Raw genomic sequence first — 13,700 nt, 5'->3', positions numbered from 1 at the left:
ACATGCAGACATTACGCGTCAGAGTCGAGGGAATGTGGTGCCAGGGACGGCACAACCTCGCCGTCACACTCGCTTCTATTGATGGAGTTCCCTTGCCGGCCTGGACTCCCGGTGCGCACATCGATGTGCACCTTGGCAATGGTATGGTGCGGCAATACTCTTTAACCGGCAGCGCGCGTGATGCGCAAACCTATATGATTTGTGTCGCCAAAGAGTCAGCGTCTCGCGGCGGCTCACGCTTTATTCATGAAAAACTGCGCCCCGGTGATGAGCTGAGCATTTCACCGCCACGCAACCTGTTTCCCCTGTTAGAAACACCCAAAACGATTTTACTGGCGGCCGGTATTGGGATTACGCCACTGTATGCGATGGCCGACCAACTGCGTGCAAACGGGCAACCGTGTGAATTGCACTATTACGTCCGGGAACGCCAGGATATTGCTTTTGCCGAGGCGTTATACCAGCACGACTGCACTTTCTGGTGTAGTAGTGAAGGCTTTAGCCCACGACAACACAGTGTGGAATCACTGATGCATCCACAGCCACTCGCCCGGATTTACCTGTGTGGCCCGGCTGGCTTTATGGCGCGTATGCAGGAGATCGCTATGGCATATGGATGGCAGCCGGAACAAATTTGCAGTGAAGCCTTTGCGCCAGTGCCCTCCGTGGCTGCGGCACCAGGGGATAATGTGTTTCACGTGACGCTGACATCCACGGGACAGCGCTGGCCGGTGCCTGCGGACAGCACCATCGCTCAGGTATTGCAAGCTCAGGGCGTTGCCGTGCCGCTCTCCTGCGAGATGGGTCTCTGCGGGGCCTGCCTGACCCCAGTGAAGCAGGGAGAGGCCGATCATCGCGACACCGTGCAGAGCGAGGCGGAAAAATGCGCATCACAGCAGATGATCGCACTCTGCTGCTCACGGAGTCATTCACCGGAACTGGTGATTGACCTTTAAAATAATTCGCGCAGGTTGTATATCACGCCTGCCACGGCAATCAGCAGCAGGAACAGCGCACTGATCCGCGCCAGTAATGGGCTGCGACGTCCTGGCAGCCAACGCCGTACCAGTAAAATCAGCAGTGAAAGGACGCCCAGATCCACCACCAGCCACACCACCGTGAGCCAGATCAGACTGCGTGTCAGATCTGGCGTAATCGCGATGAACTGTGGGAAAAAGGCGGCAAAAAACAGAATATCTTTCGGATTTGCAATCGCGGTGAGAAACCCGCGTAACCAGCCGCCCCGTAATCCCGGTTGCAAGCCGGTGGCATCTGGCGCACTGCGTAATGCCGACCACGCCATAGAGCCGATATACAACGATCCTGCTGTTCCCAACACAGCCAGCCAACGCCCTTCAAGCGCTACCACGCCAGCTAAAGTCAGCGCCGCCAGGGCAATCAACACCAGTGAGGCCATATTCGTGCCAATGGCGGTGGCGAATGCACGGCGCGGACCTTGTGCTAATGCAGTGCCGGTAACCAGCGCCACCACCGGCCCTGGCGTTAGCAGCAACAGCAGCGTAGCGGTGAGGTAAGCCAATAACAGAGCGATGTTCATGCATGTTTCTCCCGAATAAGGCCACGAAGTATTGGCGATTCGGCTGGGATTGCAAAACGTAAAAAACTGACGTTCAATGTGATTAATACTCACAATGGATGATGGTTTATGTCTTTGCCTCCGCTGTACGCCCTACGGGCTTTTGATGCCGCCGCCCGCCTGGGTTCGTTTAGCCAGGCAGCACAACTGCTGCACCTTACGCCAGGGGCAATAAGCCGCCACGTCCGCACCCTGGAAGAGTGGTTCAACTGTACGTTATTCCATCGCCACGGGCCGCGCGTGGTTTTGAGCGACGCGGGGCGCGCACTGGCGGCTGAACTGGCCGCTGGATTTGAACAACTGGAACGTGCCTGTGCGCATTTCCGGCAACAAAACGGCGAACTGCGACTGAAAGCCCCTTCCACGTTAACCATGCGTTGGTTATTACCGGCGCTTCAATCCTTTAATGAGTTTGAATCAAGCTTTCGCGTGCAGTTAACCAGCGTATGGATGGACAAGGACAGTATCGATTTTCATCGTGAGCCTTTTGACTGCGCCATTTTGTTGGGCGATGGGCAGTTTGGTGCAGAAACCCACGCACAGCGGCTGTTTGATGAGTGGTTGATTCCCCTCTGCGCGCCTGATTTCCCGCTAACAGGACAGAATTACGATGTTATCCATCCCTCTCCCGATCGGCGTGACTGGCGGCGTTGGTTACAACGCAGCGGTATGACAGGTTCGCAACGCCTTAACCAGGGTAAGGTGTTTGATACCCTTGAACAGGGCAATATGGCCGCCATCAGTGGTCACGGTATTACCGTGGGCGATCTGCTGTTGAGTCAGTCGGCGCTTGAGTCCGGGCAGTTAGTCACTCCCTGGCCGCAGGCTGTAGCAACCGGAGACAGCTATTATCTGGTGTGGTCGCAGCGCTCCACGCGCTCAGCCAACGTTCAACGTCTGAACGCGTTTTTACAGCAACGTGTGCCGCTATTGCCCACTTCGGGTGTGACACTTCTCCCGGAAAAAATATAACGCTTTCCAACGCCGATATTCTCAGGCACCATTTAGGTAACAATCACTTCCTAAATGGCACTTGCAATGTCTCTTACCCCGCGACGTGAACGTGGACGGCCACGTGAGTTTGATCTCAATCAGGCATTAGACGACGCCATGCTGGTGTTTCGTCGCCAGGGATTTCACGGCGCTTCCATCACTGATCTCAGTGCTGCCATGCAGTTAACCGCGGGAAGCATCTACAAAGCCTTTGGCGATAAGCACGGACTATTCTTGCAGGTCTTTGAGCGTTATCTCCAGCTACGCCACCAGGCTTTGCGACACGCCCTGGAAAATCAGCCTGACGGACGCAGCGCGATCAAACAGCTCCTGCAATTTTACTTCGACTCCTCACGTGACTTACAAGGCCGCCTCGGCTGCATGGTGGTAAATAGCACCGTGGAGCAAAACCTGTTAGAGGAGCCATTGGCGCAACGCGTGCGTGAAGTCGTGCTTGGCAACCGCACCCGGCTGGTGCAACTGATTGAACAGGGACAACAAGACGGCTCAGTCAATCCCGATATCAATGCCCAAGCGGGTGCAGAAATGCTGCTCTGTGTGTTATTTGGTATGCGCGTAATGGCTAAGAACAGCAATCTGCAACATGAAGAACAGAGCCTGGCGCTGATCCTGAAGATGCTGGATTAAAAATTTTTCCCTATTTAGGAAACCATCATTTCCTATATAAAATACGAGGTTACTATGCACCATCATTCCGTTCCAACAACACAACACGTTGTTGCAGGATTAGCCGATTTTTATCACCACTATGCTGTCGTTGATGGCGTTCGTCTCCACTATGTCGCGGGTGGCAATCCCGCAGGAGAAACGCTGGTCTTGCTGGCCGGTTTTCCGCAAAGCTGGTTTGCATGGCGTGACGTGATGGCACGTTTAGCCGCCAGATATTTCATCATCGCGCCTGATCTGCCGGGACAAGGGGATTCTGACTGTCCGCTGCAAGGTTATGATACCGAGGCTTTAGGGGATACCTTGCACGGGTTGCTGAGACAGCTTGCCGTCTCACGCTATTTTCTGGCCGCGCATGATGTCGGCTCGTGGGTGGCTTTCCCCTATGCGCTGCGCTTTGGTGAAGAACTTCATGGGCTGGCTTTGCTGGATGCGGGGATACCCGGTGTGACGTTGCCCGATCAGCTGCCGGTCACACCCGATCGCGCATGGAAGACCTGGCACTTTGCCTTTCATACTCTGGCAGACTTACCTGAAATGCTGTTAGCGGGGCGAGAAAGGCAATATCTGGAATGGTTCCTGCAACGTAAAACGGCACGCGCAGATATCTTCACCCCGGCGGTCATCGATGAATACCTGCGTACTTTAGTCCGCCCAGGCGGGTTGCGGGCCGGGTTAGCCTATTACCGTGCAGCCTCACTCTCTGCCAGCCAAAACCGGAAATGGATTGCGCAAGGCAAACTGACCGTTCCGCTATTGGCTGTGAGTGCCGATCAGGGGTCTATTCCTGACATGGCGACCCCGCTGCGTCAGTACGCTACGCAGGTGGAAGGCATCAAGCTCTCCCAGTGTGGCCATTACATCCCGGAAGAGCAGCCTGAAGCTTTGTCTGCTGCGCTGGACGGTTTTTTCGCCGGTATTTGTAGCAGCGATGGACTTCATTAAAGATTGATTGATCTTTTGCAGGCATTTTTGCGCTACTCTGTGGCGCGTTTCTTCTATTTCAATCAGGTATTTTCATGACAAAGCGTAAAATGACGCTCACTGCTGCTCTGTTGGCTGCTGCTGCACTGGTAGCCTGGTGGCTGGTTCCGCACTACAGCAAAGAGGATGAGGCTTATTACGTTTCGGTGTTTTGTGCGATTCACCACGACGACAGCTCGCTGTTTCTTAAAGATATGCACACGGTGATTGAGGGCGGGAACTCAGACTATGCACTGCAAAAGATTCACTTCATCCCATCGTTGGGCAAGAAGGTGGTGAACAGTTGGTCGAAGCTTACCCCTGAACAACAACTGACGGCCAAAAACGATAATCCAGCTTGCCAGCAATTAATGCACCAGCAGCTGGATCGATAATCTGTCACGTCGCGCCGCGATCACCTCTGCGGCGTGACGTTGTCACTCAATGCCGCAGACGCTATCAAGGCGATTCGCCGCCACGATGGCAAGCTGGCTAAAGCCTCTTCTTTCCAGTGTCATTGCAGCTTGTGCCGCACGAATCCCGCTGGCACACACGAAGACAATTCTCCTGTCGTGGGGCGGTTGCCACCCAGCCAAATCTTGCGGCAGAATACGTAAAACGTGCGCCTGAATACTTTGTGGCGCTTCCTGTTCACTGCGCAACTCAACAATGCAATCGCCCTCCATCAGCATCGAACTGTCAATAAATGGCACGCCGGGTTCCAACGGTTCTTCTGCCTGATCAAAGCGGAATTTACGGAAATGCCAGTTAGCGAAGTCACAGTTAATCAGAGTGCCCAGCGGAGAAGGCTGGTGCTCCAGCAGCACGCTGAGCGCCATTTGTGCCTGCATCGCACCCAGCGTGGCGACAGCCGGTCCCATAACACCGGCGGTATTGCAGTTGGCGGCAGCGGCAGGCAGGCGCGGGAACAGTGCCCGATAGCCAGGTGCACTGCCGCAAAATCCCCCCACGTAGCCTTGGCGACCCAGTACCGAAGCACTTATCAAGGGGATATCCAACGCCTGACAGGCATCCGATAACGGATAGGTCACCGCAAAATTATCCGCGGCGTCCAGTGCGAGATCGATATCTCCCAGTGCCTCCGCCACATTGCCCGGCAGCAGTGGTTTGATCACCGCTTCAACCACCACGTCAGGATTCCTCTCTGCCACCGCGCGTTGTGCGCAGAGCGCTTTTGGCTGGCCGATATCTGCCATGGTGAACAAGGTTTGCCGGTGTAAATTATGCTCTTCGACGACATCGTTATCGTAGAGACGAATAAAACCCACTCCGGCACCCGCGAGCAGAGGTATCAGAGACGATCCGAGACCACCCGCACCGACAATCAATATCCTTGCTTGTGCCAGCTTTTGCTGACCGACATCGCCGACTTCTTCCAGCATCACCTGACGCTGATAGCGTGCGTGACTCATGACCCAAACTCCGCCAGGCCGAATAGCGGCGTTGAAGCCGCAGCCATATCACGGCGTTCCATCAATCCCGCTTCATGTGCAGTCAACCCCGCCTGAACCGCCTGACCAAAGGCCGTCGCCATGGCGACCGGATCGCGCGCTTTTGCGACTGCGGTGTTAAGCAGAATCGCATCAAATCCCATTTCCATTGCCTGTGCGGCCTGGCTGGGTGCGCCAATGCCCGCATCTATAATCAGCGGCACATGCTTAAACCAGTTTCTCATGGTGCGCAGGCCTTCGATGTTACGTAATCCCTGACCGGAACCGATGGGTGCGCCCCACGGCATCAACACTTCACAGCCAGCTTCCAGCAGTTTTTCCCCCAGGATCAAATCTTCTGTGGTGTAGGGGAACACCTGGAAATCTTCGCGACACAGAATACGTGCGGCTTCGACCAGCGCGAACGGGTCGGGTTGCAGCGTATCGGCATGACCAATCACCTCTAATTTGATCCAACGCGTGTTAAATACCTCTCGCGCCATATGCGCCGTCGTCACCGCGTCTTTGACGGTGTGGCAGCCTGCGGTGTTGGGTAGCACCCGTTTATTAAGCTGCGTAAGCAGTTGGCGAAATGCCCCGCCACCTTCACCTTCACGCCGTAAGCTGACGGTGATGATATCTGACCCGGAGGCCTCCACCGCCAGCTGTAACACCGCAGGTGAAGGATAACCGGCAGTACCAAGCAACAGACGCGACTGAGGCTGATAATCGTAGAACATGGTTCAACCTCCCTGCATCGGCGACAGCACTTCCAACTGCTGCCCCTCAGCCAGCGCAAAATCTGCGTAACGGCTGCGTGGGACAAACTCGCCGTTCACCGCGCTGGCAACACAGCTGGCATCAATATTTTGCTCCAGTAATAACGCCGCGAGCGTCATTGCGCCGGTTTCTACCGGTTGCCCATTCAGTTCAATTTTCACGCCAGATTCTCCTGGGATAATTTTTGCATCAATTGTTCAGCCATGATTGGCGCTAACAAAAAACCGTGGCGATACATGCCATTCACATGGAAGACGCCATCTTCATAGCGTACCTGCGGCAGGTTGCAGCGATAAGCCGGTCGTAGGCCAGTGTTGCTTTCAATCACCCGCGCCTCTGCCAATGCGGGATGTAAGGTATACGCCGCACTCAGTAACTCCATCATCGCGCGCGCACTGATAACACTGTTGTCATCACTTTCGACCATGGTCGCTCCCAGCATGAATCGTCCCCCTTCTCGCGGGACCAGATAACAGGGGAAACGGGGATGCAACAGGCGAACAGGACGGGAGAAGGACACTTCACTGGACTGGAGGATAATCATTTCACCGCGCACCGCGCGCAATTCCGGCTGGGCCTGACGGGCATGAATACCCCGGCAGTCAATCACCCTGCCGGTAGCAGGTCCGCTGTGAAAGTTCACGCCTGAAACAATCAGTTGTTCACGTAGCGTAGTCAGAGCAATACGAGGATCAAGATGGGCTTCACCCGCAAAGAACAGCCCGCGACTGAAGCGTTTTTCCAGTGCAGGCTCCAGCGTTTCTGGATCAACCCACTGATGCTCACGCGTCATAGCAGCAAAGCGGTCTAGCTCGCGCGCATCTCGGGGTGGAGCCACTACCAGCGTTCCCTGATGTTGCACACCGGGGATCCGGTCCGCCCACCAGGCGGCACTGTGCTGCCCCCACACAATCACTTCTTCAGGCGCGCTTTCCGCTTCGCACCAGGGGGCCAGCATGCCACCTGCACACCAGGACGCGGGCTGATGGTCGCTGGTGATCACTTCCAGCTTTTCTCCGCGTTCGGCCAACAACGTGGCGACGCAAAGCGCGCTTACGCCATTGCCCAAAATTGACCAGTGGCTCATGGCAACACCTCTGGCTGTAACGTCTGAAAATGTCGGGAATTTTTCACTGTGGCCTCATGATAAAACAGCGGTGAGACCCGTGATACATCGTGGAATAAGCGAGAGAAGTGGCATGGCGTGGAGGCGCGTGCAGCAGCACAAACGGCGCAAAATGCCTGTCTTCCTCCGCCAGTATCAACTGGGTCAGGTTCTAAGGGTCGCTGAACCGCGCAGATGCGCTACCAGCCTCTCAGTCTCTTGGGCGAGACTCCCCTGACGCCCCTAGTTGTAGTGTAAGCGGTGCTGCGCCGTCAAGAATTTTCCCGCAAACCCTACCCTGTGTTGAACACAGGGTATACTCTGCGGCATTGTGCAAAACGCAAAGAATATAGCCCTATGAAAATGCCTGACCTGAATTTACTTATCGCGCTGGATATCTTACTTGAGGAAGGTAGCGTGGTCGGTGCCGCTCGTAAAATGAATCTCAGCCCGGCGGCGATGAGTCGCACGTTGGGCCGAATCAGGGAAACCCTGAAAGATCCCATTTTGGTGCCCGCAGGCCGAAAACTGGTGCCAACACCACGCGCATTAGCGCTACGCGAAGAAGTCAGACTGGCAGTGAGTCAGGTGAAACACTTGCTGACCCCGGACAGCGCGATTGATGTGAGCTTACTGGCACGCCGTTTTAACGTGCGGGCGAATGATGTTTTTGTCGGGCTCTATTCCGGCCGCCTGCTGGAGAAAATGGCGCTGGAGATGCCGCTGGCATCACTCTATTTTTCCGCCGAAGAAGATAATGTCGATGGTGACGTACTCCGTCGGGGAAATGTTGATTTGTACATCAGCGCTTCACGCCCCCTGGGCGCGGAAATCCGCGTTCAACCCCTGTTTACCAGTTCATTTGTCGGCATTGCCCGCGAAGGTCATCCCATCTTCGATAATCCCATTAGCATGGAAAGCCTCACCCACTGGGAACACATTGGCGTGTCCAGGCGCGGAAAATTCTCCGGCCCCATTGACGATGCATTAGCGGAAGCAGGCTTGCAGCGCAAAGTCGCTCTCGTCGTCTCCACGCCCTTCACCGCGCTATTTGCTTTGCAGGATTCAGACCTGCTGCTGCCGCTGCCTGAACATCTCGCCCGTCATGCCCAGGCCGCAGGTTTACGTATTCGCTTGTTTCAACTGCCGATTGCGCTGCAAACGGTGCTGTTTACGCAAGCCTGGCACCCCCGTTTTCAGCAGGACCCGGCACACCAGTGGCTCAGACGCACCATCCACAGTTTATGCAATATCGATTGAGGCGTGCGTTTAACGCAATCATCAATTCCAATCATGTCACTTTTCATCATGGGTAACGCTGCCTAAAGTACCGCTGCACACACTTTAGAGACAGCAATATGAGCGATACCCCCTTATCCCTACGTCTGGTGCGACGGCTCAGCGCACTGGATATCACCACGGCACACAGCACCTACTTATTCCGATCGCTGCTGGCTGCCTGGCTGGCGTTGGTGACAGCCTATCAGCTACAACTCGAATCCCCGTGGTCAGCCGCCTCTACCGTACTGTTGGTGATCAATCCTGTTCAGGGCGCGGTTATCGGTAAAGGCAGCTGGCGTATTCTCGGCACACTTTTGGGCATGGTCGTGTCGGTGTTGCTGTTGGCATTTTTTGCCCAACAACCCTGGCTCTTTTTAACTGGCTTCAGCCTGTGGCTGGGTTTTTCCGTCGCTGGAATGACCCTACTGCGGCACTTCCGCGCCTCTGGCATGGTGATCGCCGGATATACCGTGGGTCTGGCCACTTACGGTGCGTTGCAGCATCCCGAGTTAACCTTTGAGCAAGTGATCGCACGCGGTTCAACCGTGGTGGTTGGCGTGGTTTCTCTCGGCATTGTCACCGCCTTATTCAGCCGGCGTAGCATTACTGCGAAGGTGGACAAGCAGCTAGCCCATCTGACACAAGCGTGTTTTGAGGCGATCAGCCTCTCCTCCGCTGAGGACTTTTCGACTCGCCGTCGCCATTTGCTGGCAGATCTCTACGCTTTAGATGACCTCCTCGCGGTAGGCAAAGCCGAATCTGCAGTACTCGCAGCCAGGGCAAAGGCCTTACGCTACTGGGTCTCCTCTCTGTCGGCGGCACTGACGGCTCCGGCAAGCAAGGCGCACGACTGGACGCAAATCTATCAGTTAATCTGTCAGGGAAATCATGGCCTGATGTCAGCCCTGCATCGGTTAAAACCAGGCCGGGATCAACATCAGGATGCACAGTCATACGCTTGCTATCAGGCTTTATGCTGTCTGGCACACGACAAAAAGTTACAGCGTCACAAAATCGTGCCGACAATCAGTTTTCACCGTGATAGCAGAATGGCGATGATTAACGGGAGCCGTGCCGCATTAACACTATTTTGTGGGGGTGCGGTGTGGTTACTCAGTGGCTGGAGCAATGGCGATACCATGCTGTTGATCCTGGCACCTTACTGTTCATTGCTGGCACTTTCGCCCGCGCCCGCCATTGGGGCAAAAGGCTTTCTGAAAGGAACGCTGTATGCGATCCCTCTGGCTGCGGTGTGTGCTTTCGCTATCCTTCCCGGCATTCATGGTCTGCCGCTACTGCTGCTGGTGCTTGGGCTCTTCTGGACGCCGGGTATTTTAGCGACTACCCAACCCCGCAATATGTTGGCCGGACTCGGCTATCTGGTGGGATTCAATACGCTAGTCGCGGCGGGCAATCCGATGCAGTTTGATGGTAACGACTTCCTGAATCAGTCCGTCGCCTGGCTGCTGGCAAGTTGTTTTACCCTGCTCAGCTTTCGCGTGCTGTGGCCGCCTAACGGTTCACGTCAACTGGCGCGATTGCTACGAACGATACAGGCAGCCGCTGCGCAGCCTGGTCATTCGCCACGTCGTCTCTGGCGTCAACAGCATCGCCTAGCGTTACTGGCCGCGATGACTCGCGCGCATCCAGCTGTCAGTCATCCTGTGGACGGTAGCCTACCGCTACTGCAACAGCAGCAGCTGATCCTGCAATTACAGCAGCATATCCGGGATGGCCATCGCCACAGCATTACCCTCCAACGGGCATTAAAGCGGATGCGACAAAGGCATCACCAGCCAGTGCGGGCCGCACAACCGCTACGTCATGCGGCATGGTTCATCCGTCGTCAGGATAACCCCCATGACCACGCGTTGATCGCACAACTCAATCTGCTGGCGAAATTACTGAATGATCAAGGAGATAAAAATGCTAAGTGAAGTCGCGGTGGCAGGTGCATTGCTTCCCCCGCTGTTTGTTTATGTCTTATTCACAATGCCGCTATTTTTGCTCTTGCGCTGGCTGCTGGTGCGCAGTGGTGTGCTGGCGCGCATCTGGCATCCCGGGCTGTTTGAGTTTTCCCTTTCCCTTTCACTTTTGGCGTTGATGGTGTTGTATGTTTGATCGCTTTTCCTTTATTAAACCGTGGGTTAAAGTCATTTTTACGCTGCTGTGCGCTGCGCTGGCGGTAGCGCTAGTGATACAGCTGTGGCAAGTCTATATGCTGGCCCCCTGGACCCGCGATGGCCGGGTGAGTGTTCAGGTCGTGCAAAGTGCACCTGATGTTTCAGGCCCGGTTGCTCGCATCAATGTTGTAGATAACCAATATGTGCATCGCGGCGATGTGCTCTATCAAATCGACGCCGAGCGCTTTAGCCTGGCAGTCGCTCAGGCGGAGAGCGAACTGATGGCAGCGCGCGCCACGTTGCAGCAAAAAGCAGCAGAAGCACAACGTCGCCGTCAGATGAAAAATCTCATGGCCGTCGAGGAAGTACAGCAAGCTGATGCCGCTCTGACACTCGCTCAGGCAGCCGTGCAGCAGGCGCGGGTGACGCTTGATACTGCCAGGCTGAATCTGCAGCGCACCACGCAGCGTGCGACTGTTGATGGCTACGTCACCCATTTACGTCTACAGCCGGGAGATTACGCCGTGGCAGGCGAAGCCAATGTGGCTTTGGTCGATGCCCACAGTTTCTGGATCACAGGCTATTTTGAAGAGACGCGTCTGCACGGCATTCACATTGGCGATCGCGCTGAAATCCGACTGATGGGTTATCAACAACCTCTGCTCGGCCATGTCGTGAGCATTGGGCGCGGCATCACCGACCAAAACGAGCAGTCAGGATCACTGGGCCTTGCCAGCGTTGAACCGAACTTTACCTGGGTACGATTGGCTCAGCGCATCCCGGTGCATATCGCGATTGATCATGTCCCGCCAACCGTGGTTCTGGTGGCAGGAATGAGCAGTAGTATTGCGATCCAGACACCAGGGCAACCCCACGGCAGCCTACTGGCATTAATACAAAAGCTGAATTAATTATCCCTGCCGACATCGAGTTCTTTCATTGAGGACGGGCAAGGGAAATTTTGGCGATTTCAGGCTGAAATCCTGTTGTAACAATCAGATAGCACTGCGTAGTTTTGATATACGCAGTGCTGCCTGATGGGTATCAAGTTACGCTTCCGTTTTACTCACCACTTTGATGCGTGCCGCCAGCGCGCGCTCGATGGTCTGGCGATGATAAGGTGACATTTTGCGCCACTCTTGTGCTTCTTTGCGCGTACGGCCGCAGCCTCGGCACCAGCCGGTTTTACCCTCAAACAGGCATAAATCCGTACAGGGGGACTTTACCGCCATCTTTGACTCCTTTTAAATTAAACCGCCGTGCCAGCTCATATACAGACCCATCAGAGCGATTAATCCACTGGATAAATAGGGTGCTCTGCGCGCCAGTTGTTCAAACCCACTCCAGCGGCGGCTGACGTGGCGCACACTTAGTGCAGCGCCCACACCCACCGTGACCAGCGTTAACGCCAGGCCGACGCTAAAACAGATCACTAAAGCTGCCCCGAGGCTGAACTGTTTAACCTGAATACAGAGCAGCAGTACGGTAATCGCTGCCGGACAAGGGATTAAACCGCCCGTGAGACCAAACAGTAAGATCTGCCCGTTGGTGACCTCACGGCCGTCGAAACGACGGCGAATATCATCAGCATGAGCGCGTTCATGCGCATCCTGATACTCTGCCGATCCCTGTTCCAGACCTGCCAACTCTGAATGATGATGTTCATGAAAATGCAGATCGTAGCGATGTTGATGATCCCCATGTCCCAGCATCAGGGCGACGTTGAATTCATGCGGCTCGGAAATAACATCCCTGGACCTGATCTGATCGGCATCAACACGAAAAGCAAACTGCTGACTGCTGCCATCAGGTCTCCGGGTTTCTAACTGAATGCTTTCTGCCTGCCAGTGGTGTCCGGAAACTGGCGTGAAGACCCAATGCGCAGGTCCGGCGGACTCATCAATAGCCAGTTGCACTTTTCCATGTCCGGTATCAATCAGCAGGCTCTCATCATGTTGATGGTGCTCCCGACCATTGTGCCATTGACTTGCCTCAGACCAGGTTCTCCACCCCATCCAGATTGCAGTAACCAGAATAATGACGCCAGAGATCGTCTGGAGCCAGGGTTCCGCAGCCTGCGCGGTGAAATGACGGCTGATCGTCATTCCCCCCAACGCAACCAGCCACACCACCATGGTGTGCGACACTGTTGCGGCAAGACCCAACAGCACGGCCTGTTTTACCGAGCCGCGGATAGCCACAATGAAAGCAGCCATCATCGTTTTTGAATGCCCCGGCTCCAGCCCATGCAGAGCGCCAAGCAACACTGCGCTGGGAATAAACAACCAGGCACTGGTGACCCCCTGACTGAGCAGAGCAGTAAAATCTGTCATAAAAAGATCCGTGTCGTGATAAGTTGAAGACGGCATTGCAGTGCCGTAAAATGAAAACACGCATACTATACCCCAGTATAGGTATTGATCAACGGAGAAGTTATGGCGCATACGCTTAAACACCAAAAGAGCCTGTTAACCCGCGTTCGGCGCATTAAAGGCCAGGCAACCTCACTTGAAGCGGCGCTGGAATCAGGCGAAGACTGTTTGAAAGTACTGCAGCAGGTGGCTGCCGTCCGAGGGGCGGTGAATGGCCTGATGAGCGAATTACTTGAAGGCCACATTCGGGAACATCTGATGAATGAGTCGGCATCTGCCGAGGATCGTGCTCAGGATATGGAAGATATCGTGGCGGTCATCCGCTCCTACCTCAAATGAGGTCATTAC

At 55.0% G+C, this 13,700-nt stretch carries 17 protein-coding genes and 1 riboswitch; of the genes, 10 read left to right on the top strand and 7 right to left on the bottom strand.

The genetic code is table 11. The features are described from left to right. Positions 1–2: 2 nt before the first annotated feature. Positions 3–956 (top strand): PDR/VanB family oxidoreductase, encoded by a 954-nt coding sequence (locus B880_RS0115150; RefSeq protein ID WP_026042683.1) that lies wholly within the window; start codon positions 3–5, stop codon positions 954–956. On the opposite strand, the gene B880_RS0115145 is transcribed toward B880_RS0115150, so the two are convergent. Continuing rightward, positions 953–1,558, bottom strand: a complete 606-nt coding sequence (locus B880_RS0115145; RefSeq protein WP_017348285.1) for a LysE family translocator — start codon at positions 1,556–1,558, stop codon at positions 953–955. The two genes, B880_RS0115150 and B880_RS0115145, sit on opposite strands and share 4 nt — an antisense overlap. A 108-nt stretch (positions 1,559–1,666) precedes the next feature. Here B880_RS0115145 and B880_RS0115140 point away from each other — a divergent pair, with 108 nt between their 5' ends. The 4 genes from B880_RS0115140 (at position 1,667) to B880_RS0115125 (ending at position 4,635) form a co-directional block, all read left to right on the top strand. Beyond that, on the top strand, positions 1,667–2,569 hold the full coding sequence (locus B880_RS0115140; RefSeq protein ID WP_017348284.1) for a LysR substrate-binding domain-containing protein: 903 nt from the start codon (positions 1,667–1,669) through the stop codon (positions 2,567–2,569). Positions 2,570–2,635: 66 nt separating this feature from the next. Beyond that, the gene (locus B880_RS0115135) at positions 2,636–3,238 is read left to right on the top strand and encodes a TetR/AcrR family transcriptional regulator (RefSeq protein ID WP_017348283.1); all 603 of its coding nucleotides are present in this window, start codon (positions 2,636–2,638) and stop codon (positions 3,236–3,238) included. Positions 3,239–3,292: 54 nt separating this feature from the next. Beyond that, positions 3,293–4,222, top strand: a complete 930-nt coding sequence (locus B880_RS0115130) for an alpha/beta fold hydrolase (RefSeq protein ID WP_017348282.1) — start codon at positions 3,293–3,295, stop codon at positions 4,220–4,222. 74 nt (positions 4,223–4,296) lie between these two features. After that, the gene (locus B880_RS0115125; protein ID WP_017348281.1) at positions 4,297–4,635 is read left to right on the top strand and encodes a hypothetical protein; all 339 of its coding nucleotides are present in this window, start codon (positions 4,297–4,299) and stop codon (positions 4,633–4,635) included. Positions 4,636–4,677: 42 nt separating this feature from the next. Here B880_RS0115125 and B880_RS0115120 read toward each other — a convergent pair whose 3' ends face one another. Genes B880_RS0115120 through B880_RS0115105 form a run of 4 tightly spaced genes read right to left on the bottom strand, consistent with a single transcriptional unit; the run spans position 4,678 to position 7,558 of the window. Further along, the gene (locus tag B880_RS0115120; protein WP_017348280.1) at positions 4,678–5,673 is read right to left on the bottom strand and encodes a HesA/MoeB/ThiF family protein; all 996 of its coding nucleotides are present in this window, start codon (positions 5,671–5,673) and stop codon (positions 4,678–4,680) included. Further along, complete coding sequence (locus B880_RS0115115) at positions 5,670–6,431, bottom strand: thiazole synthase (protein ID WP_017348279.1); 762 nt, start codon at positions 6,429–6,431, stop codon at positions 5,670–5,672. The genes B880_RS0115120 and B880_RS0115115 overlap by 4 nt, the downstream gene beginning before the upstream one ends. Positions 6,432–6,434: 3 nt before the next feature. Continuing rightward, positions 6,435–6,632, bottom strand: a complete 198-nt coding sequence (gene thiS / locus B880_RS0115110; RefSeq protein WP_017348278.1) for a sulfur carrier protein ThiS — start codon at positions 6,630–6,632, stop codon at positions 6,435–6,437. Next, entirely contained in the window at positions 6,629–7,558 is a 930-nt protein-coding gene (locus tag B880_RS0115105) for an FAD-dependent oxidoreductase (RefSeq protein WP_017348277.1), read from the bottom strand. Before B880_RS0115105 ends, thiS begins: the two co-directional genes overlap by 4 nt. Positions 7,559–7,701: 143 nt before the next feature. Then, a riboswitch (TPP riboswitch) is annotated at positions 7,702–7,822 on the bottom strand. A 111-nt stretch (positions 7,823–7,933) separates the two neighbouring features. On the opposite strand from B880_RS0115105, the gene B880_RS0115100 reads away from it, so the two are divergent. The 4 genes from B880_RS0115100 to B880_RS0115085 all read left to right on the top strand — a co-directional run bounded on the left by B880_RS0115100 (position 7,934) and on the right by B880_RS0115085 (position 11,891). Beyond that, complete coding sequence (locus tag B880_RS0115100; protein WP_017348276.1) at positions 7,934–8,836, top strand: LysR family transcriptional regulator; 903 nt, start codon at positions 7,934–7,936, stop codon at positions 8,834–8,836. 98 nt (positions 8,837–8,934) lie between these two features. Then, positions 8,935–10,794, top strand: coding sequence for an FUSC family protein (locus B880_RS25100; protein WP_017348275.1), 1,860 nt, complete (start codon positions 8,935–8,937; stop codon positions 10,792–10,794). Then, a complete protein-coding gene (locus B880_RS0115090; protein WP_017348274.1) occupies positions 10,784–10,978 on the top strand; it encodes a DUF1656 domain-containing protein in 195 nt (64 codons plus the stop codon). The genes B880_RS25100 and B880_RS0115090 overlap by 11 nt, the downstream gene beginning before the upstream one ends. Beyond that, positions 10,971–11,891 carry an efflux RND transporter periplasmic adaptor subunit gene (locus B880_RS0115085; protein WP_017348273.1) on the top strand — a complete coding sequence of 307 codons (921 nt, stop codon included), beginning with the start codon at positions 10,971–10,973 and terminating at the stop codon, positions 11,889–11,891. Before B880_RS0115090 ends, B880_RS0115085 begins: the two co-directional genes overlap by 8 nt. A 138-nt stretch (positions 11,892–12,029) precedes the next feature. Here the strand turns inward: B880_RS0115085 and B880_RS0115080 are convergent, their stop codons facing one another. Continuing rightward, positions 12,030–12,212: a DUF1289 domain-containing protein gene (locus B880_RS0115080; RefSeq protein ID WP_017348272.1), complete on the bottom strand. Its 183-nt coding sequence runs from the start codon at positions 12,210–12,212 to the stop codon at positions 12,030–12,032. A 12-nt stretch (positions 12,213–12,224) separates the two neighbouring features. Beyond that, positions 12,225–13,313, bottom strand: coding sequence for a nickel/cobalt efflux protein RcnA (locus B880_RS0115075; protein ID WP_017348271.1), 1,089 nt, complete (start codon positions 13,311–13,313; stop codon positions 12,225–12,227). Between the two features lie 102 nt (positions 13,314–13,415). Between B880_RS0115075 and B880_RS0115070 the strand changes: the two genes are divergently transcribed. Continuing rightward, positions 13,416–13,691: a metal/formaldehyde-sensitive transcriptional repressor gene (locus B880_RS0115070; protein WP_017348270.1), complete on the top strand. Its 276-nt coding sequence runs from the start codon at positions 13,416–13,418 to the stop codon at positions 13,689–13,691. The last annotated feature ends 9 nt before the right edge of the window (positions 13,692–13,700 follow it).

The sequence above is a fragment of the Pantoea sp. A4 genome (assembly GCF_000295955.2).
GTDB classification, from domain to species: domain Bacteria; phylum Pseudomonadota; class Gammaproteobacteria; order Enterobacterales; family Enterobacteriaceae; genus Pantoea; species Pantoea multigeneris.
Note: the sequence above shows the minus strand (reverse complement) of the source record. Positions and strands in the feature narration are given on the sequence as shown.